This is a genomic window from Cryomorphaceae bacterium, assembly GCA_007695365.1.
In the GTDB taxonomy this organism is placed as follows: Bacteria; Bacteroidota; Bacteroidia; order Flavobacteriales_D; family SKUL01; genus SKUL01.
Genome location: REDV01000046.1, coordinates 1 through 25,353, shown reverse-complemented (window position 1 = coordinate 25,353; position 25,353 = coordinate 1). Strand labels below are relative to the sequence as shown.

The 25,353-nt window shown below is 51.1% G+C and carries 19 protein-coding genes; 17 read left to right on the top strand and 2 right to left on the bottom strand.

Going from position 1 to position 25,353, the window contains the following annotated elements; translation table 11 throughout:
• From EA392_02260 to EA392_02245, 4 genes are all read left to right on the top strand, one after another.
• Positions 1 to 1,218 (top strand): hypothetical protein (locus EA392_02260; protein TVR41182.1); only part of this gene is annotated, 1,218 nt, incomplete at its 5' end.
• 103 nt (positions 1,219 to 1,321) lie between these two features.
• Complete coding sequence (locus EA392_02255) at positions 1,322 to 3,748, top strand: RND family transporter (GenBank protein ID TVR41181.1); 2,427 nt, start codon at positions 1,322 to 1,324, stop codon at positions 3,746 to 3,748.
• Positions 3,745 to 4,614, top strand: a complete 870-nt coding sequence (gene rfbA / locus EA392_02250) for a glucose-1-phosphate thymidylyltransferase (GenBank protein ID TVR41180.1) — start codon at positions 3,745 to 3,747, stop codon at positions 4,612 to 4,614. The genes EA392_02255 and rfbA overlap by 4 nt, the downstream gene beginning before the upstream one ends.
• Complete coding sequence (locus EA392_02245; GenBank protein ID TVR41179.1) at positions 4,614 to 5,582, top strand: polyprenyl synthetase family protein; 969 nt, start codon at positions 4,614 to 4,616, stop codon at positions 5,580 to 5,582. The genes rfbA and EA392_02245 overlap by 1 nt, the downstream gene beginning before the upstream one ends.
• Here the strand turns inward: EA392_02245 and EA392_02240 are convergent.
• Entirely contained in the window at positions 5,569 to 6,480 is a 912-nt protein-coding gene (locus EA392_02240; protein TVR41178.1) for a TIGR01777 family protein, read from the bottom strand. The two genes, EA392_02245 and EA392_02240, sit on opposite strands and share 14 nt — an antisense overlap.
• A 174-nt stretch (positions 6,481 to 6,654) precedes the next feature.
• Between EA392_02240 and EA392_02235 the strand changes: the two genes are divergently transcribed.
• The 4 genes from EA392_02235 (at position 6,655) to EA392_02220 (ending at position 12,839) form a co-directional block, all read left to right on the top strand.
• The gene (locus EA392_02235; protein TVR41177.1) at positions 6,655 to 8,256 is read left to right on the top strand and encodes a hypothetical protein; all 1,602 of its coding nucleotides are present in this window, start codon (positions 6,655 to 6,657) and stop codon (positions 8,254 to 8,256) included.
• Between the two features lie 100 nt (positions 8,257 to 8,356).
• Entirely contained in the window at positions 8,357 to 8,821 is a 465-nt protein-coding gene (gene rimP / locus EA392_02230) for a ribosome assembly cofactor RimP (protein TVR41176.1), read from the top strand.
• An 8-nt stretch (positions 8,822 to 8,829) separates the two neighbouring features.
• Positions 8,830 to 10,068, top strand: a complete 1,239-nt coding sequence (gene nusA, locus EA392_02225) for a transcription termination/antitermination protein NusA (protein ID TVR41175.1) — start codon at positions 8,830 to 8,832, stop codon at positions 10,066 to 10,068.
• Positions 10,069 to 10,118: 50 nt separating this feature from the next.
• The gene (locus tag EA392_02220; GenBank protein ID TVR41174.1) at positions 10,119 to 12,839 is read left to right on the top strand and encodes a translation initiation factor IF-2; all 2,721 of its coding nucleotides are present in this window, start codon (positions 10,119 to 10,121) and stop codon (positions 12,837 to 12,839) included.
• Positions 12,840 to 13,036: 197 nt separating this feature from the next.
• Here the strand turns inward: EA392_02220 and EA392_02215 are convergent, their stop codons facing one another.
• A complete protein-coding gene (locus EA392_02215; GenBank protein TVR41173.1) occupies positions 13,037 to 13,474 on the bottom strand; it encodes an SPOR domain-containing protein in 438 nt (145 codons plus the stop codon).
• 244 nt (positions 13,475 to 13,718) lie between these two features.
• Between EA392_02215 and EA392_02210 the strand changes: the two genes are divergently transcribed.
• From EA392_02210 to EA392_02170, 9 genes are all read left to right on the top strand, one after another.
• The gene (locus EA392_02210; protein TVR41172.1) at positions 13,719 to 15,008 is read left to right on the top strand and encodes a cytochrome C; all 1,290 of its coding nucleotides are present in this window, start codon (positions 13,719 to 13,721) and stop codon (positions 15,006 to 15,008) included.
• A gap of 25 nt (positions 15,009 to 15,033) precedes the next feature.
• Positions 15,034 to 18,306 (top strand): 4Fe-4S dicluster domain-containing protein, encoded by a 3,273-nt coding sequence (locus tag EA392_02205; GenBank protein TVR41171.1) that lies wholly within the window; start codon positions 15,034 to 15,036, stop codon positions 18,304 to 18,306.
• A 13-nt stretch (positions 18,307 to 18,319) separates the two neighbouring features.
• Positions 18,320 to 19,699, top strand: a complete 1,380-nt coding sequence (locus EA392_02200) for a hydrogenase (protein TVR41170.1) — start codon at positions 18,320 to 18,322, stop codon at positions 19,697 to 19,699.
• A gap of 12 nt (positions 19,700 to 19,711) precedes the next feature.
• Positions 19,712 to 20,251 carry a DUF3341 domain-containing protein gene (locus tag EA392_02195; protein ID TVR41169.1) on the top strand — a complete coding sequence of 180 codons (540 nt, stop codon included), beginning with the start codon at positions 19,712 to 19,714 and terminating at the stop codon, positions 20,249 to 20,251.
• 10 nt (positions 20,252 to 20,261) lie between these two features.
• Positions 20,262 to 20,933 (top strand): cytochrome c, encoded by a 672-nt coding sequence (locus tag EA392_02190; protein ID TVR41168.1) that lies wholly within the window; start codon positions 20,262 to 20,264, stop codon positions 20,931 to 20,933.
• Between the two features lie 77 nt (positions 20,934 to 21,010).
• The gene (locus tag EA392_02185) at positions 21,011 to 22,156 is read left to right on the top strand and encodes a quinol:cytochrome C oxidoreductase (GenBank protein TVR41183.1); all 1,146 of its coding nucleotides are present in this window, start codon (positions 21,011 to 21,013) and stop codon (positions 22,154 to 22,156) included.
• 42 nt (positions 22,157 to 22,198) lie between these two features.
• A complete protein-coding gene (locus EA392_02180; protein ID TVR41167.1) occupies positions 22,199 to 23,398 on the top strand; it encodes a cytochrome c oxidase subunit II in 1,200 nt (399 codons plus the stop codon).
• A 5-nt stretch (positions 23,399 to 23,403) separates the two neighbouring features.
• Positions 23,404 to 25,194 carry a cytochrome c oxidase subunit I gene (locus tag EA392_02175; GenBank protein ID TVR41166.1) on the top strand — a complete coding sequence of 597 codons (1,791 nt, stop codon included), beginning with the start codon at positions 23,404 to 23,406 and terminating at the stop codon, positions 25,192 to 25,194.
• Complete coding sequence (locus tag EA392_02170; protein TVR41165.1) at positions 25,169 to 25,351, top strand: hypothetical protein; 183 nt, start codon at positions 25,169 to 25,171, stop codon at positions 25,349 to 25,351. The genes EA392_02175 and EA392_02170 overlap by 26 nt, the downstream gene beginning before the upstream one ends.
• Positions 25,352 to 25,353: the final 2 nt, after the last annotated feature.

Here is a 25,353-nt window from a genome sequence, read left to right as displayed (position 1 = left end):
TTCGGGCTTGAACTGGCCTACAACAAAGATCCCCGGCATCAGTTTCGCTCCAGAATGATCAGTCGCCAGATGGAGGTACTCAATGATGAAACAGCCATCAGCCAGCCCGAAAACAGCCTGTTGGGAAACATCAACTACGACATGCGCATCCTCAAAGGTGCCCTCACCATGAACCTCTACTACGAAATTGGCTCAGGTTTGGAGCGCGCGCGCGAGTTTATCTACGTGTTTGACCCAACCGGACAGGGCCCTTACACCTGGATAGATTACAACGGCAACGGCATTCAGGAACTCAACGAATTTGAGCTGGCCCGCCCCGAAGACGGCAACCGCTACCTGCGCATCTGGACTCCCACAGACAACTACATCCGCGCCCTCACCAACCAGTACAGCCACACCATCAACTGGAATCCCATGGCCCTTTGGAGCGGTAAAAAAGGCATGCTCAAATGGTTGTCGCGCATTTCCAACCAGCTCGCCTACCGTCTCGATCGCAAAACCACCGGAGAGGAGGGCTTTAATAGGTTCAATCCCTTTGCATTGGACCAGGCTGATACCACCCTTATTTCGTCCAACTCATCCGTGCGAAATACCGTGTTTTTCAATCGCTCTCACGCCAAGTACGGCGTAGATTATACCTACGGACAGAACACTGGAAAATCGTTGCTTACCAGTGGTTTTGATGCGCGCAACAACACCATGCACGAGGTAAAAGGGCGCTACAATGCCAGCCGCATGGTGGGGCTCATTCTGCGCCTGGTGGACGGCAGGAGAAACAACCTGAGCGACTTTCTGGACGGAAGAAGTTTTGACATCACCTACCAGGAGATAGAGCCTTCGTTCAGCTATCAGCCCAATACGAGCTTCCGCGGAACGGTTTCTGTGCGATATAGCGAGAAAGATAACACGCCCGACCTGGGTGGAGAAAAAGCCATTTTGCAGGATCTTGGCATCGAGCTGCGCTACAACCAGGTGTCGAAAGGCAGTTTTATGGGCACGCTCAACTTTGTAAACATTCGCTACGATGGCCTGATGAACTCATCGCTCGCTTACGAAATGCTGGAGGGCCTTCGCACCGGGCAAAACTTTACCTGGGGAATTTCCTACCAACGCAGCCTCGGGCAGAATGTGCAGCTCAATCTCACCTACAACGGACGCAAATCAGAGGAGATACGCGCTGTTCACAGCGGAGGTGTTCAATTGCGCGCCTTCTTCTGAGCCGTTTCACGCCATGCCTTTTATCTGAGTTGGAATTCGTTTCTTTGTGGCCTTGTAAAAACCGGTACGGTATATCCGGCAACCGGACGCTGGCTGAACAAACATGTGGCACTTCCTCTCCGGAGCAATCTTACGTTATCGCATCCCTATTCTGATCTCCGTGGGGCTCATGACCATTTTTATGGGTTTCATGGCCAGCAAGGTAGATATGGAGTACCGGCCGGCCAACCTGCTGCCCAGCGACGATAGCACCAACGTTCACTACGACCGATTTCGCTCACTTTTTTCGGAAGACGGCAACCTTATTGTACTGGGTGTAAAAGGCGAAGAGTTTTACGAGCAGCCCAATTTTGCCGCGTGGTACCGCCTGGGCAATGACCTGCGCAAACTGGAGGGCGTGGACTCCGTGTTTTCAGTGGCCCACCTCTACAACCTGCAGCGCAATACGGAGTTAAAGCGCTTTGATCTGGTTCGCGTGGTGAAGCGCGAGCCCACCACCCAAAGTGAGGTGGATTCGCTGCGTGCTGTGATAGAGTCCTTGCCGTTTTACGAGGGCCTGCTGTTTAATCGTGAAACCCACGCCCAACTAATGATGGTGTTTGTGGATGCCGATAAATTCAACTCCAAAGACCGCGGTGATGTGATTGAAAACATTACCGATCTGGGGCAGCAATTTACCCGCGAGCACATGGAGGTATTCTACAGCGGCCTCCCGTTTATACGCACCACCATCTCCGAGAGGGTCAAAGGCGAAATGGGCAAATTTGTATTGCTGGCCGCAGGTGTGGCGGCAACGTTGCTGTTCTTGTTTTTTCGCTCGCTCAAGGTGGTGGTGGTTTGCCTTACGGTGGTGATCATCGGGGTAATTTGGAGCATCGGTACCATTTCACTTTTCGATTACCGCATTAACATCCTGATGGCGCTCATCCCGCCGCTTATCATTGTAATTGGGGTACCCAATGGAGTGTTTCTGCTCAACAAGTACCACCACGAGTTCAAAAACCACGGCAACCAAATCAAGGCCCTTACGCGGGTCATCCACAAGGTGGGTAACGCCACCTTTATGACCAACGCCACCACCGCACTCGGTTTTGCTACCTTTATCTTTACCCAGAGCGATATGCTGAAGCAATTTGGTGTGGTGGCCTCTATCAGCATCATGGGATTGTTTGTGCTGTCTATTCTCATCATCCCCGGGGTTTTCAGCTTTTTACCAAAGCCCCAGGAGCGCCACACACGCCACCTGGACCGGCAATGGCTTTACTACACGGTTGACCGGCTCGTGGTTTGGGTCACCGGGCACCGCACCAAGGTGTACATTATTACCGTTGTGCTGTTTGTGGTGGGAGTGTATGGTATCACCCTTATCCGAGCCACCGGAAACATTGTGGACGACCTTCCGAAAGATGACCCGGTGCTCACCGATTTGAAGTTTATGGAAGACAACTTCAACGGAGTGATGCCATTCGAAATAATGATTGATACCCGCAAGCCGGGTGCCATCACCCAGCCCAACACGCTCAAGAAAATAGACCAGCTTCAAACCGTGCTCTCCGAGCACGATGAACTGAGCAAGTCGCTCTCCATTGCCGACGCATTGAAATTCGCCAAGCAAGGCTTTTACAACGGTAACCCGGCGAGATACTCCTTGATGAACAACAACGAGCGCAGCTTTATTGCTCCCTACCTTACCGGGTACGAAGAAGGGGCCGATATTGCTCGCCTTTTTGTGGATTCAACCCGCTCCGTGACACGCGTTACGGCGCAAATGGCCGATATCGGAACCACCCAAATGGACGACCTGATTGCAGAGCTGCGTCCGCGCATTGACTCAGTTTTTGCAGGTTCGGGCTTCGATATCATGCTCACCGGTACCAGCGTTGTGTTTTTGAAGGGAACCAATTACCTTGTGAAAAACCTCTTTATCAGTCTTTTTCTGGCTATTTTGGTGATTGCTACAGTGATGTCGTTGCTGTTTCGCTCGTGGCGAATGGTAATCGTGTCGCTCGTACCCAACCTCTTTCCGCTGATCATTACGGCGGCCATTATGGGCTACGCCGGAATCCCCATTAAGCCATCAACCATCCTCGTGTTCAGCATTGCCTTTGGTATTTCCGTGGATGACACCATTCACTTCCTCGCCAAGTACCGCCAGGAACTGCGATTGCGCGAATGGGATATCCGCACAAGCGTCATCCGATCGGTGCGCGAAACAGGGGTGAGTATGATTTACACCTCCATCGTGCTCTTCTTTGGTTTCGGGATGTTTGCCCTCTCCAATTTCGACGGAACCGTGGCCCTCGGGGTGCTGGTATCGGTAACGCTGCTTATTGCCATGCTGGCCAACCTGGTACTGCTGCCTTCGCTGCTGCTTACCCTCGAAAGGTCTATCACTACCAAATCTTTCAACGAGCCGCTTCTGGAAATCATTGACGAAGAGGAAGACATTGAACTGAACGAACTCGTGGTGCGCCGACTGGACGAAAGCGGCCGCGATATTGAAGAATCAGAGAACAACAACCCATCATGAAAGGAATCATCCTTGCCGGCGGATCAGGAACCCGATTGCACCCGCTGACCCTTGCTGTGAGTAAGCAGCTCATGCCTATCTACAATAAGCCGATGATCTATTATCCGCTGTCGGTGTTGATGGGGGCCGGAATTCGCGAAATACTCATCATCTCTACTCCGCACGACCTGCCCCATTTTGAAAAACTGCTGGGCGACGGAAGCCAGCTCGGTTGCTCGTTCAGCTACGCCGTGCAGGAAGAACCCAAAGGACTGGCGCAGGCCTTTACCATTGGCGCTGATTTTATCGGAAACAACAAAGTAGCCCTGGTACTTGGCGACAATATCTTTTACGGCTCCGGACTTTTTAGCAAGCTCGAGGAGTACACCAACCCCGACGGCGGAGTGGTGTTTGCCTACCACGTGCGCGATCCCGAGCGTTATGGAGTGGTGGAGTTCGACGAACAGCAGCGCGCCATTTCCATCGAAGAAAAACCCCTCAAGCCCAAGTCGAACTTTGCGGTGCCGGGACTGTACTTTTACGACAACGATGTGATTGAGATTGCCCGTAACCTGAAGCCCAGCGCGCGCGGAGAGCTCGAAATTACTGATGTAAACAAAACTTACCTGGAGCGCGGTAAGCTGCAAGTGGCCATATTGGACCGGGGTACGGCCTGGCTGGATACCGGCACCTTTCACTCACTGATGCAGGCCTCTCAATTTGTACAGGCCATTGAAGAGCGTCAGGGATTGCAAATAGGCTGCATTGAAAGCGTGGCCTACCGACGCGGATTTATTGATGCCCACCAACTCAGAAAACTTGCGGAACCCCTCGTAAAAAGCGGCTACGGTCAGTACCTGCTCAACCTTCTTGAAAGAACCCACTGATGCACACCCTTCAGCAACTTCAGCAAATCATTTCAGACGCCTCCGACCAATACGTGGCCGAAATCAAGTCGGGAGCGCTGTATGAGCCCGTACGCTACATCATGCAACTGGGTGGCAAGCGCATGCGTCCGGCCCTGATGCTCGGTGCAACCGATATGTTTGGTGGCGATGTGCGCGATGCCATCCATCCCGCCATTGGGGTGGAGGTGTTCCACAACTTTACCCTGATGCACGACGACATCATGGACGAAGCCCCCCTGCGACGAGGACAGGAAACGGTGCACATGCGCTGGAATACCAACAACGCCATCCTCTCGGGCGATGTGATGTTTGTGATGGGCTACCAGTTGATGTGCAGGGTGAAGCCAGAAATTTTACCTCAGGTACTGGAGGTTTTCAGCCAAACCGCTACCGAGGTGTGCGAAGGTCAGCAACTGGACATGGACTTTGAAGAGCGAAACGATGTGAGCATTGATGAGTACATCGAGATGATTCGTCTCAAAACCTCTGTGCTGCTTGCCGGAAGTCTCAAAATTGGCGGAATCATTGCCGGCGCCTCCGAGGCTGACCTCGAACACATTTATCTATTCGGGCAGGATATTGGTCTGGCGTTTCAGTTGCGCGACGACCTGCTGGATGCCTTTGGCGACGCAGAGAAATTTGGCAAACAGGTGGGGGGCGACATCCTTGCGAATAAAAAGACCTACCTGCTGCTCACCGCGCTGAAACGCGCCGAAGGTGCCGACAGCGATGAACTTCAGCGTTTGCTTAACCTCGGCAATCCCACAGAAAAAGTAGAGCGAATCCTTGCCTTGTTCAACAAGCTGGGTGTAAGGAAAGCCACCGAACAGGTGATGAACCACTACTTTGAATCTGCCATGCGCCACCTCGAAGCGGTGCAGGTTACGCAGGAGCGCAAAGCAGCTCTTACGCATTTCGCAGAGATGCTGCTCGTCAGGGAGAGCTGAGCAAATCGCGCAATGCTTCTTCAGCAGACGGGAATCGGTAGGTGAATCCTGCTTTCGTTATTTTTTCGGACGAGAGCCTGCTGCCCTGAAGCACAATGGAGCTCATTTCGCCCAGCATCAGTCGAAGGACAAAAGCGGGAACGTTGGGCAGCCACAGGGGTTTTTTCAGGATCTTGGCGATGAGACGCGTTTGTTCAGCCTGCGTAATGTGCCCGGGTGCTACTGCGTTGTAGGGGCCTTGCATCGCGTCGTCTTCCACCGCTTTCACGTACATCGCCACCAAATCGTCAATGTGAATCCACGGTACATACTGTTTTCCTGAGCCCAAGGGCGAACCTGCCCAGAGCCGAATGGGCAATACCAACTTATCCAATGCGCCCCCGCCATTTGCGAACACCACCCCGGTGCGCAGGGCCACTACGCGTCCGGCAGAGTTTTCAAGAAAAGCGGCTTCCTCCCACATTCGGCAACACGCGCCCAAAAAATCGCTTCCGGGTGCTTCGCGCTCCTCAAAAATATGAGACGTGGTGGTGGTGCCGTAGTAATTAGACCCCGAGGCGGAGATGAAAAAGCGAGGGGCAACACCTGCTTTTTTCAGGGTCTGCTTAATCAGGCGCGCACTTTCTACGCGGCTGTCAATGATGAGGTTTTTACGCTCCTCCGTCCAGCGCTTGTCGGCCACCCCGGCCCCCGCAAGGTGAATCACGCCGTCTATCCCCTCCACGGAGGAGGCATCCATGCTGCCTTTCGAGGGGTTCCACAAACACGCTGTTGCGCCTTTGGGAACACCACTGCCGCTGCGAGAGAGCACGCGAACGGAGTGGCCTCGTCGCAAAAGTTCGTTCACCAACGCAGAGCCAATCAAGCCTGTACCGCCGGAAATTAAGATGGTAGCCATGTTATGCACCTTGCTTTGTGGAGGCTTTGCATACCTTTTGCGCTGCCTCGCTGGTTGAGAATGCTAATTTTACGCCCAAGTGATGCAATAGTAGGAGCAGCAAGCTCCGAACTACCTACCTGCCGTGGCAGGCTTGCATAATATGAGTTGCCTTTCGGAGTTGTATAACCACTCATGATGATGAAAAGTTTTTGCGCAGCACTTTGCCTGCTGATATCGTTACCCCTGTTGGCACAAAAGCCTAAAGTTACACCCTTTGTAGATCACTGGGACAAAGAGCGCACAATAAAACGCAGCATGGGTCAGATGCTCGATGGGTTTGAGCACGGCAGTTGGAAGTACTGGTACGATGACGGCCAACTGATGGAGGAGAGCAATTACTTCCGCGGAAAACTGCACGGCGAGGTGGTGCGCTACCACGAAAACGGACAAATGAGTCATCGCGGATTTTTCAATCTTGACCTTCGCGACAGCCTGCTCGAAGCGTGGCACGAAAACGGTCAGCTCATGGAGCGCGGCCACTTTAATCGCGACCGAAAAACCGGTCGGTGGGAGTATTTCTTTGAGGATGGCTCCCCTCGGCTTGTGGAGAAATACCAACACGACACCTTGCTGGTGCTTGAGGCGTGGAAACCCGACGGAGCACAAACCCTCACCAGCGGAACCGGTTACCTGGAAACCTACTTTACCGGGGGGCAGTTGCAGTATCGCATGGAGTACCAAAACGGCATGCTAAACGGTGCCTACAACCAGTATTTCCAATCGGGCAAGCCCATGGCTGAGGGGTTTTATGAGAACGGCCTTAAGGCCGGTGTGTGGACTATCTGGCACCCTTCGGGTAACCGAAAAACAGAGGCGCATTATCAAAACGACCGCTTGCACGGTCTCTATCGCAGTTGGTTCTCAGACGGCACCAAAGAGGCCGAAGGTGAACACGAGCAAGGAAAGAAGTCGGGCGTGTGGACCTGGTACCGCGAAAACGGAAAAGAAGAAATGCGGGGTGGATTTGTGGAAGGTGAACAGGATGGGTTATGGGAAGTGTGGTTCAGCGACGGAACGCTTAACTACAAAGGGCACTACAGTCGCGGCCTGAAGACTGGTGAGTGGGAACATTTTTACCCCGACGGAACGCTCTGGAAGCGAGGTCGCTATGAAAACGACCTCCGCGAAGACCTCTGGACAACGTGGTTTGAAAACGGCAAGAAACTGCAGGAAGGAAAATACGGCGGCGGCAAAGAGCAGGGCGAGTGGCAGAGCTGGTACGAAAACGGGCAGGCGAAGGCTATCGGAAGTTACAAAGATGGCAAGATGCACGGTAAATGGGAAGGCTGGAGTCCCACAGGCCAAAAGCTGTACGAAGGCTCGTGGGATGAGGATTTCCGACATGGAGAGTGGAAGTACTGGTACGAAAACGGACAGCTTCAGAAAACCGGCTGGTACGACAAAGGCGTACAAACCGGAACGTGGCGCACCTACGACGAACGCGGCACGCTGGCAAGTGAAGGCAGCTACCGCAACGGGCGCCTCAACGGTAAATGGACGTATTATTTTAACAACGGGGGTGTCTGGCGCGAATCGCACTACCAGGAAGGGAAGCTGCACGGCAGCGAGGTAGAATACCACAACAACGGGCAGGTGCAAACCCGGGCGAGCTACAAGAAAGGCCTTCGCGATGGTAAGTTTCAGGCATACAGCCGGAAAGGTCAGATAATCAGAGAAGAGATTTTTGAAAAAGGCCGTTCCGTAAAGGTAGTGGTTGACCACACGCGAAAATAGTTGCAGGCCTGAACATTATTCCTATCTTTGCACCCGATTCACATGCGGAATTGAAGGATTAGAGGGGCTCGCCCCTCTATTTTTTTATCGGAAACTTACCATGGAACGAGCGCACATAGAGCAACTCATAGCCGATGCCCTTGAGGGTACCAGTCTCTTTCTGATTGATTTAAAAATCGGATCGGCCAATGATATCCATGTGCAGATTGACGGCGATGAAGGCGTGAGCATTCAGGACTGCGTAAAGGTGAGCCGCGGCATTGAACACAACCTCGACAGAGAAGAGGAAGACTTCTCCCTTCAGGTTACTTCTCCCGGTGCCGACAAACCCCTGAAGGTTTGGAGGCAGCATCGGCGGCACGTGGGCAGAAAACTCGAACTGCTCACCACCGACGACAGGAAAGTAACCGGAACGCTGCTGGAGGTAAACGACGACAAGCTTCAGTTGCAAACCGACGCCCGTCGTGAAAAACAAGAAGGCAAAACAGTGAAAATTGAACCGCAGGAATTGACCTTCTCCAAAGATGAAATCAAAGAAAGCAAAGTAGTTATATCGTTCAAATAGCACACACCATGAACAGTGTAAGTCTCATAGAATCGTTTTCCGAGTTCAAGGAATTCAAGAACATCGACCGGGAAACCATGATGGGAATCCTCGAAGAGGTTTTCCGCAACATGCTTATCAAGAAGTTCGGTTCAGATGATAACTTCGATATCATCCTGAACGTGGACAAGGGTGACCTCGAAATCTGGCGCAACCGCGAAATTGTGGCCGACGGCGAAGTAGAGGACCCCAACCGTCAGATTGCCTACAGCGATGCCATCAAGATAGAGCCCGACTTTGAGATTGGAGAAGATGCCTCCGAAGAACTGAAGCTGGAGGACTTTGGCCGAAGAATGATTCTTGCATTGCGCCAAAACCTGGTGTCAAAGCTGATGGAACTGGAGAAAGACCACATCTACAAGAAGTACAGCTCGCGCATCGGTGAAATCATGACCGGTGAAGTGTATCAGATATGGAAAAAAGAAATCCTCATCCTTGACGATGAAGGCAACGAGCTCATCTTGCCCAAATCTGAGCAAATTCCCTCCGACTACTTTAAGAAAGGAGATTCTGTTCGCGCTGTAGTGTACAAAGTGGAGATGAGAAACAACAGCCCGGTGGTGATCCTCTCACGCAACGCGCCCGAATTTCTGGAGCGTTTGTTTGAGCAGGAAGTGCCCGAAGTATTTGATGGCCTCATTACCATCAAAAAGATTGTTCGCGAGCCCGGCGAAAGAGCCAAAGTGGCAGTTGAATCATACGACGATCGCATTGACCCCGTGGGTGCATGTGTGGGTATGAAGGGCTCGCGTATTCACAGCATTGTGCGTGAGTTGAAGAATGAAAACATCGACGTGATTAACTTCACCAACAATGTGCAGCTCTTCATTTCTCGTGCATTGAGCCCGGCGCGCATCACTTCCATGGATATCAACGAGGAATCAAAACGCGCCAATGTGTACCTCAAGCCCGATCAGGTTTCTATGGCAATTGGTAAAGGAGGTCACAACATTAAACTCGCCAGTCGTCTCACAGGCTATGAGATAGATGTGTACCGCGAAAGCGACGGAGAAGCCACCGAAGATGTGGACCTCGACGAATTTGCCGACGAGATTGAAGAGTGGATTATTGACGAGCTTAAAGCTATTGGCTGTGACACAGCCCGAAGTGTGCTTGAAATAGCCGATCAGGATCTCGTGAAACGCACCGATTTAGAGGAAGAAACCATCCGTGAGATCAAGCGCATTCTCAAAGAGGAATTGGAATAATTTCTATCTTTCGGCGCTATTCATAAAATTGAAAAAAGTTCGCAAACCGAATGGCAGGACAAAAAATAACATCTGTACGACTAAGTAAGGCAGCCAAGGAATTCAATATCGGAATCGCCACCATTGTGGAGTTTCTCGACAAGAAGGGTCATGCCATTGATGCAACACCCAACACGAAGCTCTCGCCTGAACTGTACGAAATCCTGCTTGATGAATTTCAGTCGGACAAGGAAAGGAAGGAACGCGCTAAAAAAGCCGTTCCCGGAAGAGAAGAGCGCCAAACCGTTTCGCTGAAAGACGCTCCGAAAAGCAAACCCCGCACCGAACAGGACAATGAGGAAATCCTCATCAAAAACATCCAGAATCCGGATGAAGAGGTGGTGAAAGCACGCCCCGAAAAGCCCGGAATCAACGTGGTGGGTAAAATTGACCTCGACGCCGGTAAGAAAAAGCCTGCTGAGCCTGCTGCCGAGGAAAAGAAAGAAGAAGAAGCTCCCAAAGAAACGGCTGCCGAGAAAACCGAAGAGGCCGCTGCACCCGAAGAAGAAGCCAAAAAGGACGAAGCCAAAGTTGATGCCGAAAAGCCCGCTGAGCCCGCTGCCGACGAGAAAAAAGAAGAAAAACCCGTTGATGAAGTGGTGCGCGCCCGTGCGCAAACTCTTAGCGGTCCTACTGTGGTAGGCAAGATCAACCTTCCGGATAAACCCAAACGCAAGCCGGTGGCCTCGTCCGAAGACAGTGAACTCGGTAAGCGGAAACGCAAACGCAAGCGCATTCCATCCGACGCGGTTGATGTGGGTAAGGAAGCCGGAAAAGGTAAATCCGCTGCAGGAAAAGGCAAACCACGTACGCAGAAAACGGAAATTAACGAAGCCGAAATTCAACGCGAGATCAAGGAAACCCTTGCCCGTTTGAGCGGCGGCGGAAAATCAAAAGGTGCCAAGTTCAGAAAGGAGAAACGCGCCATGGTTGCACGTCGTTCCGAAGAAGAGATGAAGCGCCAGGAAGAGGAACAAAGCATTCTGAAAATCACAGAGTTTGTTACCGTTTCTGAGCTTGCCACCATGACGGGGGTCACCCCCACAGAGGTAATCTCAGCGTGCATGTCGCTCGGAATATTCGTGTCCATTAACCAACGCCTCGATGCTGAAACCATCAGTATTGTGGCTGAAGAATTTGGTTACCAGGTGGACTTTGTTAGTGCCGATGTACAGGACGCCATTCAGGAAATTGAAGACGAAGAGGCCGATCTCACGCCTCGCGCCCCCATCGTTACCGTAATGGGTCACGTGGATCACGGAAAAACATCACTCCTTGACTACTTGCGCAAGGCCAATGTAATAGCCGGTGAGGCGGGAGGAATTACCCAGCACATCGGAGCCTATAGCGTTAAACTGGATGACGGCAGAACCATTACCTTCCTCGATACACCGGGTCACGAAGCCTTTACCGCCATGCGTGCGCGTGGAGCTCAGGTAACCGACCTTGCCATCATTGTAATCGCTGCCGACGACAGCGTGATGCCCCAAACCAAGGAAGCCATCAACCACGCTCAGGCGGCGGGCATTCCCATGGTTTTTGCCATCAACAAAATTGACAAACCCAACGCCAACGCCGATAAAATCCGCGAGCAACTTTCTGCCATGAACATCCTCGTGGAGGATTGGGGTGGAAAGTACCAGGCCCAGGAAATCTCTGCCAAGCAAGGAACCAATATTGACGAACTCCTCGAAAAAGTGCTGCTCGAAGCAGAAATTCTGGAGCTTAAAGCCAACCCCAACCGGCGAGCGGTGGGTACGATCATCGAATCTACACTCGACAAAGGTCGCGGATATGTGTGTACCCTGTTGGTGGAGAAAGGAACCTTGCGCGTTGGTGACGTGGTGCTTGCAGGCTGCTACAGCGGCCGTGTAAAAGCCATGTACAACGAACGCGGTTCTGCCATTAAAGAGGCCGGTCCGTCAACCCCTGTTACCATGCTCGGTTTTAGTGGAGCGCCCAACGCCGGCGACCGCTTCCACGGTATGGAAGACGAAAAAGAGGCGCGCCAGATTGCTGCCCGCCGTTTGCAGTTGCAGCGCGAGCAAGGTGTGCGTACCCAGAAGCACGTCACCCTCGATGAGATTGGTCGCCGAATTGCACTTGGAGATTTCAAAGAGCTCAACCTAATTGTAAAAGGAGACGTGGACGGCTCCATCGAGGCACTTTCAGACTCGCTGCAAAAGCTCTCTACCGAGAAAGTTCAGGTGAATATTATCCACAAAGGTGTAGGTCAGATTACTGAAAGCGATGTGTTGCTGGCCTCTGCCTCAGATGCTATCATCATTGGTTTCCAGGTGCGCCCGTCGGCAAGTGCGCGTAAACTCGCTGAGCGCGAAGAAATCCAGATCAAGCTGTACTCAGTAATCTATGCTGCCATTGAAGAGGTGAAGGAAGCCATGGAAGGTCTGCTTTCAGCCAAAATCGAAGAGCAGGTTCTCGGAACTGCCGAAGTGCGCGAAACATTCCGCATCTCCAAAGTAGGTACGGTGGCCGGGTGCTTTGTGATTGAAGGTAAAATTCTGCGCAATCGAAAGGCGCGTGTCATTCGCGATGGTGTAGTGATATACACCGGCGAACTGGGCTCGCTCAAACGCTTTAAAGACGATGTGAAAGAAGTGGCTAAAGGCTACGAATGCGGCTTGAACATTGATCGCTTCAACGATATCAAAGTGGGAGACATGATTGAGTCGTTCGAGGAAGTGGAGGTGAAACAAACCCTCGACTCATAACCAACGTCTTTTTTGAAAGGCCAATCTCTGCGTTATTCCCGGGCTGAAGCCTCAATGGTCCATGCTAGTAGTTAATCCGTGCCGGCGCAATTCCCCGCCCGACCCGCCGCCTGGCATTCTTATCAGTGCTCAGTGTTTTGATGGTGAACCCGGAGATCTCGCCACATGATTGTGTTGACCAGCGCTAATCAGAATCCTTAGTCGAGGTCATTTTCATCTGTGCTGAACTCAATAATGTCGCGCACGATGTAGCAGCCCGGGTAGGTTTCCTGAATCTCCTGCTTAAAGCGCTCGGCCTGCAGCCGGGTTCTGAAATCACCAATTCTCAACCGGAAGTTGGGTTGCAACCAACTGATGTAAGCACCCAAAGCGGGATAGGCCTTCAGGAATTCTGTTCGAAGTTCATTTACTTCATCCTTTTTACCGAAAGCCAGCTGAATCCTGAACCCTTCCAAAGGATAGGATAGCTCTGTGAGCGTATCGAGCAATGCCAGAAGTCGCTCGCCGCCGTGAACACGCACTTCGCCGGGAATGCTTTGCGAGGATAATACGGTATCACTCGCCAGACTGTCGGTTTGGGCCTGCAGCAGCGGGGCGAAAAATGCCATAAAAAGGATGCCTGCTATTGTTCTCATTGGATGCAAAAGTACGATGCTCAAAGGTCGGGTCGGCAAACATCGTTCCACTTTTAATTGTTATAAGGAAGTTTAAAACCCTTGTAAACACACGGTTTTGGTACAACCACAGCCCTTATTTAGAATCATTTTAAATTAACCTCGAGCGTTCCGTTTTCGCTCCAAATACCGACGGGTAAAGTTTGAATCTTCTAAATTTGCGCACAAAATTTTTTGACCGTGTTTTAACGAAATTTCAGGTTAAATGATGCACCATCCAAGCCGCGTTCTTCCCTACATCCCCACCGTTTTCATCCTCTTTTTCAGTGTGATGTTAACGGGTTCACTCTCCGCCCAGCCCGACGGTGAAAAGATCTTCAGAGGCTATTGTGCTTCCTGTCACCAGGTTCACAAAGACATGACAGGGCCTGCCCTTGCCGGTACGCGGGAGCGCTGGGAGGGTCGTGAGGAACTTCTTTATCAGTGGATTGTAAACCCCGCTGCCGTAAAGGAGAAGAATGATCCCTATGTAAATGAACTTTTGGCCAAATGGGAGCCACGTGCCGGTTTGATGACTGCGCAGCCTCTCACCACCGAAGAGATTACCGCCGTACTCGATTATATCGATGCAACGCCTCCGCCTGCTCCTAAGGTAGCAGATGCCCCGGGTGCAGTTGGCGATGATCGCGCGGCTGCAGATGATGGTATTCCGGTGTTCTTCCTCGCGCTGATTGGTTTGTTGTTGCTCATCATTATTCTCTCATTGAGCAGTGTGCGCAGGGCCCTTTCAGGCGCGGTAAAAGAACGTGACGGCAAAGAAGAAGAAGAGTCTGTTTCCTATATGTCAGAACTTCGTGCCTGGATGTGGAAGAACAAAGTGGTGACTTCACTGATTGTCATTTTCTTCATCGTGATGGGAGCCGTAGATGTATGGGACCGACTGATGGCGGTAGGTGTGTTTGAAGGGTACGAGCCCGAGCAGCCCATCGCCTTTAACCACACCCTGCACGCCGGTGAACTCGAAATCGACTGCCAGTATTGTCACAGCTCTGCGGCCGATAGCAAGCACGCAGGAATTCCTTCGGCAAACGTTTGTATGAACTGCCACGTGGCCATTGATGAAGGCAGAAGCGAGGAAGGTACCCGCGAGATTGCAAAAATTTACCACGCAGTAGGTTGGGACAAGGATGAGCGCATGTACACCGGCGAGGAGCACCCCATCGCTTGGGTAAAGGTGCATAACCTGCCCGATCACGCCTTCTTCAGCCACGCCCAGCACGTAAGTGTAGCCGGTTTGGAATGCCAGACCTGCCACGGCCCGGTTGACGAAGAGTACACCGTTGGAAAGCAGTTTGCCCCCCTCACCATGGGATGGTGTATCGACTGCCACAACAACTCAGCAATTGACCTCAACAGCTCAGAGTATTACGCAGAAATGCACCGACGCTTCGTAGAAGACGAGCGCGGTCGCGAAATGCTGAAAAAATACCTTGAAGACGGCTCAGTTTCCGTAGCGGAAATGGGCGGATGGGAATGTGCAAAATGTCACTATTAATCCACTAACACCGAAGTTTAATCCCATGGGAGATACAACGAAGAAATATTGGACCGGTCTGGAAGAACTCAATGAGACGCCCGAGTTCGTGCAATCGCGCGACAAGGAATTTCCTCATGAGCTTCCGGTTGAAGACTTTCTCAGCGACAAGCGACTTGACAGTGTGACCACCGGTCGCCGCGACTTTCTGAAATTCCTCGGTTTTGGTTTGGGTGCCGCAACGCTCGCGGCCTGCGAATCACCCGTCGTAAAGTCTATACCGTACGTGGTGAAGCCGGAAGAAATCACCCCGGGTATTGCCAATTACTACGCATCGAGTTATTTTGACGGACATGACTTTGCCAGCGTATTGGTGAAAACCCGTGAAGGTCGTCCGATACATATTATCGGCAACAAGCAATACGGTGTGGCCGGCGGACGAACCAATGCCCGTATCAATGCTTCGGTTCTCTCGCTTTACGATTCGGCGCGCTTGCAGGAACCCATGAAGAACGGAAGCAGTTCTGCATGGGAAACGGTAGATGGAGACATCAAGGCTGCCATTCAAAAGGCTAGCGGTTCTGGCAAGTCAGTGCGCGTACTGAGTTCTTCTGTGAACAGCCCGTCCTTGCTCGCTGCCATCTCCGCTCTTGGTGATGCGGTGACCGGAGCAGGCGGGTCTGAGGAGCAATTCAGACATGTTCAATACGATGCCGTTTCCGCTTCAGGAATTCTCGAGGCCAATGAAGAGAGCTTCGGGAAAGCCTTCCTGCCCGATTACGACTTTGGTAAAGCCAAAACCATTGTAAGCGTGGCCGCTGATTTCCTCGGCGAATGGCTTCTCTCCAACGAATACGTGGGCCAATACGCCCGCAATCGCCGTCCGGAAAACGGATGGATGTCGAATCACTTCCAGTTCGAATCACTGCTGAGCCTCACCGGTACCAATGCAGATGTGCGCAAACCCATTAAGCCCTCTCAGGAAGGATTGGTGGTAGCCAGCATCCACAACTACATTGCGAAAAAAGCCGGTGCCTCAACCGTATCTGTTTCTACCTCCGAGGTAGATGCCATGTGCGCAACCGCTGCAGAGAAACTGTGGGCGGATAAAGGCCAGTCGCTCATGATTGCCGGCTCAAACAACAAAGGAATTCAGGTGCTCGTAAACAACATCAACTTCATGTTGGGTAACTTCGGAAGCACCATCCGCACCAAGAGCAAACTCAACCTGAAGAATGGCAAAGACAGCGAGATTCAGGGCCTGATTCAGGAAATGAACGCCGGCAAGGTTGGCGTAGTGATCATTGCAGATACCAATCCCGCATACTCACTTCCCAACGCAGATGAATTCAAAGCTGCATTGGAAAAGGTTGAGATACGCGTTGCGGTGTCGCAATACAACGATGAAACAGCAAGTTTGTGCAATTACCATTGTCCGTCGCACCACTATCTGGAGTCGTGGAATGACTATATGATTAAGAGCAACTATCTTGCGCTGGCACAGCCCACCATCGGTAAGCTGTACAACACGCGTCAACTGGGAGCATCGCTTCTGGCATGGGGTGGACAGGACTCAGATTACCATGCGTTTATTCAGAACGTATGGGAGAACAACATCCCTGCACCCGCCGGAGCTGGGAGCTTTAACGACCGCTGGTACCGCGCAGTGCACGACGGCGGAATGAAGCTGGCCGGTCATGAAATGGAGTTGAACGAATTTGGCGGTGATCTTTCAGGGGCTGCTGCTGCCATCAACGCTATCAAGGCGGGCGGAGAATACGAATTGGTGCTTTACACCAAAGCCGGTATCGGTAATGGTAGTCATGCCAATAATCCCTGGTTGCAGGAGCTTCCCGACCCCATCACCAAAATCACATGGGACAACTATGTAACCATGGCGCCTGCAGATGTGCGCTCCAACGGATACAACGAGTACCTCGGTGAGCAAAGTCCTGCCACTGTTGTAACACTCAACGTGAATGGCAAGGAAATGAAACTACCCGTAGTGCCTGTGCCCGGCCAAAAGCCCGGAACCCTCGGTGTTGCCCTGGGGTACGGTCGCGGAGCCAACGGAGAAAACATCGGTAAAGCTGCCTTCCAAACAGGCACATACGGTGGTTACATAGAAGACGAGAACGGAAATCCAAAGCCCATCGGGGTGAATGCATACCCTATGATGACCCGCTCGGGCGGTAATGTGATTTGCTGCAACTACAGCGTATCTATTTCCGGTACCGACGGAACCTACCCGATAGCAGCCACGCAAACGCACCACACCATTATGGATCGCCATGCGGTGCTTCGCGAAACGGATTTGAATACATTCAATACCGGCGACCGCGAGAAGTTCAACCCTGAAACCAAGCTTGTGTTTCACGGTGCTCCTCACGACGCCTATGAGCACGACCACGATCACGGAGATGGCCATGACCACGACCACGATCACCACGACCACAAAGTGCATGTAAAGCACATTGACCTATGGAATGACCACCCCGTTGAAAATGTAGGTCACCGCTGGGGAATGTCGATTGACCTCAATGCATGTATCGGTTGTGGAGCATGTGTGGTTTCGTGCCACTCTGAGAACAACGTACCTGTAGTGGGCAAAGATGAAATCCGTCGCGCCCGCGATATGCACTGGTTGAGAATTGACCGCTACTTCAGTTCAGACATGAATCACGAGCGCGGCGATGAAGAAGGGTTGGGCACGATTGACACCTACCGCAAAATGGAGATTCCTGCAGAGAATCCCAAGGTGGTTCACATGCCCATGATGTGCCAGCACTGCAACCACGCTCCGTGTGAAACGGTTTGTCCGGTTGCAGCAACCACCCATAGCAATGAAGGTCTGAACCAAATGGCCTACAACCGTTGCATTGGTACGCGGTACTGCGCAAACAACTGCCCTTACAAAGTGCGTCGTTTTAACTGGTTTAACTACATGGGATATAAGAAATTCCGTGAAGTGAACCCCGCGCAAGACTCAACTGCACGTATGGTTCTGAACCCCGACGTAACAGTGCGTGCCCGTGGGGTAATGGAGAAATGCAGCATGTGTGTGCAGCGCATTCAGGCAGGAAAACTGGAAGCCAAAAAAGCCGGGAACCCTGTTCAAGATGGTGCCATCCAGACTGCCTGTGCAGAAGCCTGCCCCACCCATGCCATTACTTTCGGTGATGTAAACGATAAGAAGTCGAAAGTGCGAAAGAACCACGAAAGCATCCGGGGATACTACGCCCTTGAGGAAATCGGGGTACGCCCCAACATCGCCTACATGGTGAAAGTACGTAATGAACAAGAATCAACAGAAGCCTAAACCATAGCCTACCATGCATAAAGAAGCAGCGATTCGGCAACCGTTAATTTTGGGTCACAAAACCTACCACGACATTACCGTGGATGTGGTTGGACCGATTGAGAACAAGGCCCCAAAAATGTGGTATGTGCTCATGAGCATTGCCGGCTTAATCAGTATCTGGGGACTGGGTTGCATCACTTACCTGATTGCTACCGGAATCGGAACCTGGGGATTGAACAAAACTGTAGGATGGGCCTGGGACATTACCAACTTCGTATGGTGGGTTGGTATTGGTCACGCAGGAACCTTGATTTCTGCGGTTCTTCTCCTTTTCCGTCAACGTTGGCGTATGGCCATTAACCGCTCGGCAGAGGCGATGACCATCTTTGCGGTAATGATGGCGGCCCTTTTCCCCGGTATTCACATGGGGCGTATCTGGGTTGCGTACTGGGTGCTTCCGCTGCCCAACACCTTCGGTTCTCTTTGGGTGAACTTCAACTCACCACTTCTCTGGGACGTATTTGCGATTTCAACCTACTTCAGTGTATCGCTTGTGTTCTGGTACATCGGTTTGATTCCCGATTTTGCCACGATCCGCGACCGTATGGTGAAGCCGCTGCCAAAGAAAGTGTACGGCATTTTGAGTTTCGGCTGGTCAGGTAAAGCAAAACACTGGACCCGCTTTGAAGAGGTGTCACTGGTGCTTGCCGGACTTGCTACTCCTTTGGTGTTTTCGGTACACTCTATCGTATCAATGGACTTTGCTACCTCGGTGATTCCCGGATGGCACACCACTATTTTCCCACCGTACTTTGTTGCGGGAGCGGTGTTCTCGGGTTTTGCGATGGTATTGACCCTGCTGCTCGTTATGCGCAAAGCCATGAACCTTGAGAACTACGTTACCATCAAGCACGTGGAGTACATGAACATCATCATCATCGTAACGGGTTCTATCGTGGGGGTAGCTTACCTCACGGAGCTGTTCGTGTCGTGGTACTCCGGCGTAGAGTATGAATCGTACGCCTTTATCAACCGTTTCTCCGGACCATACGCATGGGCTTACTGGAGCATGATGACCTGCAACGTAATTTCTCCCCAGCTTTTCTGGATCAAAAAAATCCGTACCAACCTCACCTTTACTTTTATTCTGAGTATTGTGGTGAACATCGGGATGTGGTTTGAGCGATTCGTAATTATCGTTACCTCGCTCCACCGCGATTATGTTCCTTCAAGCTGGACCATGTTCTACCCGACCTGGGTTGATATCGGGATTTTTATTGGTACCATCGGTATCTTCTTTACCCTGTTCCTGCTCTTTGCGCGATTCTTCCCTGTTTTGGCCTTGAACGAGTTGAAGTCCATTCTGAAGATCTCAGGAGAGAGTTACAAAAACAATGATTCTGCACACTAATCGATAAGAGCAATGGCAAACAAGATTTTGCACGCAATGTACGATGATGACCACACGCTCATGGAGGCGGCCAAAAAGCTGCGTGATCTGGGCATCAAGGTCAAAACAGTGTACTCACCTTTTCCCATTCACGGTATTGACCCGATTATTGGGGTGAAGCGTACCCGTATGGCCATCGTGTCATTTATGTTTGGGCTAACCGGTTTGAGCCTTGCCCTTTTGGGTATGTGGTACTTTATGATTCATGACTGGCCGATGAACATCGGTGGTAAGCCCAGCTTCAGTCTGATTGAAAATCTCCCGGCCTTTATTCCGGTAACGTTTGAGTTTACCGTACTCTGTGCCGCGCACGGAATGGCAATTACTTACCTGTTGCGAAACGGCACCTTACCCGGAATGCCTGCTTCCAACCCCGACCCTCGCACCACCGACGATAAGTTTGTGATGGAGGTTCACACCGCCGATAACCACGGGCATTCAGGTGATGAGTTGAAAGACATTCTGAAAGAAAGCGGAATCATTGAAATAAGCGAACGTGAAATTGAAAGCTAAGCACACTTCCATGAAGAAACGACAATATACGATAGGTACCCTTGCTGCTGTAGTGCTCACCCTCGTGGTGGTTACCGGCTGCCAGAAAGACCCCAACAGCGCCGGATACGAATACATGCCCGATATGTATCGCTCGCCGGCCATTGAGGCTTACGTGGATTTCGGAATGGATCCTTTCCACTTTGGCGATTCTCTGGCAGTTGTACAACGAAATACTCCTTCGGCACGCAAACCGGTAGAGGGAACCATACCTTTCAGCTTTGACCCCAACAAGGTGCATCTTCGCATGCCATATCACATTCCCAACACACAGGACGGCTATGAAATGGCCGCCACACTCAAAAATCCGTTGAACATTGACGAGGCTGCCATCGAAAGAGGTAAAGTGGTGTACGACAAATTTTGTCAGCACTGCCACGGCAAGAAAGGAAAAGGTGACGGAGCTGTGATCGTAAAAGGAAACCACCCTGCCCCTGGGGCTTACGATGGTTCGCTCAAAGAGCTTCCGGAAGGACAGATTTTTCACTCTATTACCTACGGTAAAGGTGTAATGGGGCAGCATGCGTCGCAAATCAGCAAGGAAGACCGTTGGAAACTTACAGCCTACGTGCAGAAGCTTCAAGGAAAATCTGTGGGTGAAGATGCACCCGCTGATGACACAGAAAACGAAGAAACCGAGTAATTCGAAAACCAAGTAAAAACACTCCCATTATGGAATTCAGTTTTTCCAATAAGGCCAAATCGCTCACATTTATCCTGATGGCAATCGGGTTGATTTCCATTATCGGCGGTTACGCCATGGACTCGTCCGATCACCATAATCGGTTCTGGTCAGCGCTGTATGTAAACGGACTGTTCTTTACCTTCGTGTCCTTCGGTGCGCTCTTCTTTTACATCCTCCAGTACGCTACCGAATCGGCTTACTCGGTGCTTTTCAAACGCATCTTTGAGGGTATCGTAACCTTTATGCCTGTTGGATTGGTGGTTGTATTACTGGTTCACCTGGTAGGTACGTTTCACGGTCACCACATTTTCCATTGGATGGACCCTGAGGTGTTTGATGAAAGCAGTCCGCATTACGATGCCATTATTGCCAATAAGGCCGCTTATCTCAACATTCCCTTTTTCTGGGTGCGCACACTGGTGTATATCGGTGTGTTCATGATTTTCGCCATCACCTTTCGCAAGCGTTCACTGCTGGAAGACAAACAGCCTGATATTGCCATCCACAAAAAGAACTACGTGCGTTCAGGTTTGTTCCTGGTGTTCTTTGCTGTGTTCTCTTCAACCCTTGCCTGGGACTGGCTGATGTCCATTGATACGCACTGGTTCAGCACCCTCTACGGTTGGTACGTATTCAGTGGAATGTGGTGTACTGCCATGATTGTGGGATTGGTAATGACCCTTTACCTGAAGGCCAGGGGATATCTGCCGCAGGTTAACAGCAGCCATATTCACGACCTCGGAAAATGGGTGTTTGCATTGAGCTTCCTCTGGAGCTACCTTTGGTTCTCTCAGTTCATGCTCATTTGGTATTCAAACATCCCTGAGGAGGTTACCTACTACATTACGCGCATTGAGCACTACCGCGTGCCTTTCTTTACCATGTTCGTGGTGAACTTTATCGTGCCCATGATTCTTTTGATGTCTAGAGATGCCAAGCGCAATCCAACCTTCCTGATTGGGGTAGCAACCGTTATCTTTATCGGGCACTGGGTGGATGTGTGGTTGCTCGTTACACCGGGTGTAATGGGAGCAGGTGCGCACCTTGGACTGATGGATGTTGGAATGTTCCTCGGTTTCCTCGGAGCCTTTGTTTTTGTAGTGCTGAATTCACTAACCAAAGCACCTTTGGTGCCAGTGAATCACCCATACCTGGAAGAAGGAGCACATCACAGTATATAATAGAATCGCATTAATTTGAAAATCAAGTAACGCAACAATACGATGGGAAAGTTTTTAACCGTACTGGTCATTCTTCTGGTAGTCGTAGCTCTCGCTCAGATTGCGCGCGTATATGAGCTGTCGTCAGAACTGAGAAAGCGAAAAGAGGAAGAAGTACCCGACGCCGACAACCGTTTCAATGCCCGGCTTTTCCTGGTGTTTATGGTTGCCCTGTTTGGATCATTCATCTGGTTGACCCTTAAGTACAAGGATGATATGGCGCTTTTTCAATTACCGGCCAGCGAGCACGGTGTTGGAATTGACAACCTGTATATGTTCAACTGGGTAATCCTCATTTTTGTGTTCTTCCTGGTGCAAACCGTGCTGTTTGTCTTCGCTGCCAGATACTACCGCAAAAAAGGGGTGAAGGCGCTGTTTTTTCCGCATGACAACCGCCTTGAATTGGTTTGGACCATCATTCCTTCCATTGTGCTGGCCGTGATCATCATATACGGATTGACCATTTGGAACCGCATTACGGACGATGCCGCTGAGGATGCATTGGTGATTGAAGTGTACTCGCGCCAGTTCGACTGGACCGTGCGATACCCTGGGCCCGACGGCCGTTTGGGAGCATCTGATTATCGCCTTATTTCGGCAACAAATCCGCTTGGACTTGTAACGCACCGCACCATCAAAAGCAAGATGGAAGAATTGGAGAATGAAACGGCCCGACTTTCTGCGAGAATTGAAAATGAAGTGCTGCCCGATAGCCGTGCGAAGGAGCTTCAGGAGCGTATAGACCGCATGAACCGACACCGCGCAAACATTTTCGCACTGATGGAAGCTCCTTTCGATACACTGCACAATTTTGCGGACGATGATATTCTCGTACGAGGCGAATTTGTACTACCCAAGAATCGCGAGGTGAAAATGCTTTTCCGGTCTCAGGATGTAATTCACAGTGCATACATGCCTCATTTCAGGGCACAAATGAACACTGTTCCGGGAATGACAACCACCTTCAAACTCACTCCTACCGTAACTACGGACAGTATGCGTCTGGTTCAAAAGAACCCTGAGTTCAATTATGTGTTATTATGCAACAAGGTTTGCGGTGCCGCTCATTACAATATGCAAATGTCAATTGTAGTAGAGGAAGAAGCAGCCTTTGAGCAGTGGCTCTCCGAGCAGAGACCATTCTACCAAGGGAAAGATGAAGAGGACGAGACCATTGAGAACATTACGTTAACAGAAAATTAAGTAACATGGCAGCAGTAGCGCACGCACATGCAGAAGGACACCACGAACACCATCATCACGAAGAGTCGTTCGTAAGCAAGTACATCTTTAGCCAGGATCACAAGATGATAGGGAAGCAGTTCCTTATCACTGCCATCTTTATGGCGGTCATCGGAATGATGCTGTCTGTTTTCTTCCGGCTCCAGCTTGGATGGCAGGGAGAGAGCTTTGCCATTTTGAACACATTTTTGGGCGACAAATGGGCTCCGGGTGGTGTCATGAACGAAAATGCCTACCTGGCACTTGTAACCATTCACGGTACCATCATGGTATTCTTCCTCCTTACGGGAGGTTTGAGTGGTACGTTCGCCAACCTGCTTATTCCCTTGCAGATCGGTGCGCGTGATATGGCATCCGGTATGCTCAACATGTTGTCATACTGGTTCTTCTTCCTGTCGAGCGTAATCATGGTAGCTTCTCTCTTTGTAGAGGGTGGCGCCGCGAGTGGAGGATGGACAGTTTATCCTCCTTTGAGTGCACTGCCGCAGGCCATGCCCGGCTCGGGGATGGGAATGACCCTTTGGCTGGTAAGTATGACGCTGTTCATTGCATCGTCGTTGCTGGGAGGTTTGAACTACATTGTAACCATCTTGAACCTCCGTACCAAAGGCATGAAGATGACGCGGCTTCCGCTGACCATCTGGGCCATCTTCGTAACAGCTATCCTCGGGGTACTTTCTTTCCCGGTGTTGTTCGCTGCAGCATTGTTGCTGTTGATGGATCGCTCAATGGGAACCAGCTTCTACCTGTCAGATATTCATATTGGCGGTGAAGCGCTCGATCAAACAGGAGGTAGCCCCGTATTGTACGAGCACCTTTTCTGGTTCCTAGGGCACCCCGAGGTGTATATCATCCTGTTGCCGGCATTGGGTATTACCTCAGAAATCATCGCAACCAACTCTCGCAAACCGATTTTTGGATACCGCGCCATGATTGGATCCATTCTGGCCATCGGATTCCTGTCATTTATCGTGTGGGGTCACCACATGTTCGTAACAGGAATGAGCCCCTTCCTCGGCTCGGTGTTTGTATTTACCACCCTGCTTATCGCGATTCCTTCGGCGGTAAAGGCGTTCAACTACATCACCACCCTCTGGAAAGGTAGCATCGTTTACACACCTGCAATGCTGTTCTCCGTTGGACTGGTTTCAACTTTCGTTGCAGGAGGTCTCACCGGTATTATTCTTGCCGACTCTGCCCTTGATATCGTTGTACACGACACCTACTTTGTGGTTGCTCACTTCCACATCGTAATGGGGCTGTCGGCTGTACTGGGTATGTTTGCTGGGGTTTACCATTGGTTCCCGAAATTGTTTGGCCGGATGCTCAATATGCGTCTGGGTTACCTGCACTTCTGGTTGACCATTGTGTGTGGATACGGAGTATTTTTCCCCATGCACTTCACAGGACTGGCAGGAGCTCCTCGACGCTACTACGATTACTCCATGTACCCGATGTTCGATGCTTTTGTTGACCTTAATGTACTCATCAGTATTTTCGCCATTGTAGGGGCTATTGCGCAGGGAATATTCTTGCTGAATTTCTTCTACAGTATTTTCCGTGGCCCGGTAGCTCCGCAAAACCCATGGCGTTCAAATACGCTTGAGTGGACTACCCCGGTGAAGCACATTCACGGAAACTGGCCCGGCGAACTGCCTGTTGTGCACCGCTGGCCTTACGACTATTCTCGCCCCGACAAGAAGGAAGACTTTGTGCCTCAAACCACTCCTATTGAGGAAGGCGAAGAAGCTCATTAAAGCAGACTTATCGCATTGCAAAAGCCCGGAGAGATCCGGGCTTTTTTTTGCACGATGGGTTGGCAATTGGATGGATTCAATGGGCAAGCCGGACAGGATGCACAAAAAAAATCGGGTACATGTGAATGCGCCCGATTTCAACGTTAGGTGTTATTAGCC

Bases quoted from the DNA above. Each gene is read 5' to 3' on its own strand.
- rimP (TVR41176.1), top strand. From the start codon at position 8,357: ATGGAACGAGCGCACATAGAGCAACTCATAGCCGATGCCCTTGAGGGT.
- nusA (TVR41175.1), top strand. From the start codon at position 8,830: ATGAACAGTGTAAGTCTCATAGAATCGTTTTCCGAGTTCAAGGAATTC.
- EA392_02195 (TVR41169.1), top strand. From the start codon at position 19,712: ATGGCAAACAAGATTTTGCACGCAATGTACGATGATGACCACACGCTC.
- rfbA (TVR41180.1), top strand. From the start codon at position 3,745: ATGAAAGGAATCATCCTTGCCGGCGGATCAGGAACCCGATTGCACCCG.
- EA392_02235 (TVR41177.1), top strand. From the start codon at position 6,655: ATGATGATGAAAAGTTTTTGCGCAGCACTTTGCCTGCTGATATCGTTA.
- EA392_02240 (TVR41178.1), bottom strand. From the start codon at position 6,480: ATGGCTACCATCTTAATTTCCGGCGGTACAGGCTTGATTGGCTCTGCG.
- EA392_02175 (TVR41166.1), top strand. From the start codon at position 23,404: ATGGCAGCAGTAGCGCACGCACATGCAGAAGGACACCACGAACACCAT.
- EA392_02205 (TVR41171.1), top strand. From the start codon at position 15,034: ATGGGAGATACAACGAAGAAATATTGGACCGGTCTGGAAGAACTCAAT.
- EA392_02180 (TVR41167.1), top strand. From the start codon at position 22,199: ATGGGAAAGTTTTTAACCGTACTGGTCATTCTTCTGGTAGTCGTAGCT.
- EA392_02220 (TVR41174.1), top strand. From the start codon at position 10,119: ATGGCAGGACAAAAAATAACATCTGTACGACTAAGTAAGGCAGCCAAG.
- EA392_02255 (TVR41181.1), top strand. From the start codon at position 1,322: ATGTGGCACTTCCTCTCCGGAGCAATCTTACGTTATCGCATCCCTATT.
- EA392_02190 (TVR41168.1), top strand. From the start codon at position 20,262: ATGAAGAAACGACAATATACGATAGGTACCCTTGCTGCTGTAGTGCTC.
- EA392_02210 (TVR41172.1), top strand. From the start codon at position 13,719: ATGATGCACCATCCAAGCCGCGTTCTTCCCTACATCCCCACCGTTTTC.
- EA392_02185 (TVR41183.1), top strand. From the start codon at position 21,011: ATGGCAATCGGGTTGATTTCCATTATCGGCGGTTACGCCATGGACTCG.
- EA392_02215 (TVR41173.1), bottom strand. From the start codon at position 13,474: ATGAGAACAATAGCAGGCATCCTTTTTATGGCATTTTTCGCCCCGCTG.
- EA392_02245 (TVR41179.1), top strand. From the start codon at position 4,614: ATGCACACCCTTCAGCAACTTCAGCAAATCATTTCAGACGCCTCCGAC.
- EA392_02200 (TVR41170.1), top strand. From the start codon at position 18,320: ATGCATAAAGAAGCAGCGATTCGGCAACCGTTAATTTTGGGTCACAAA.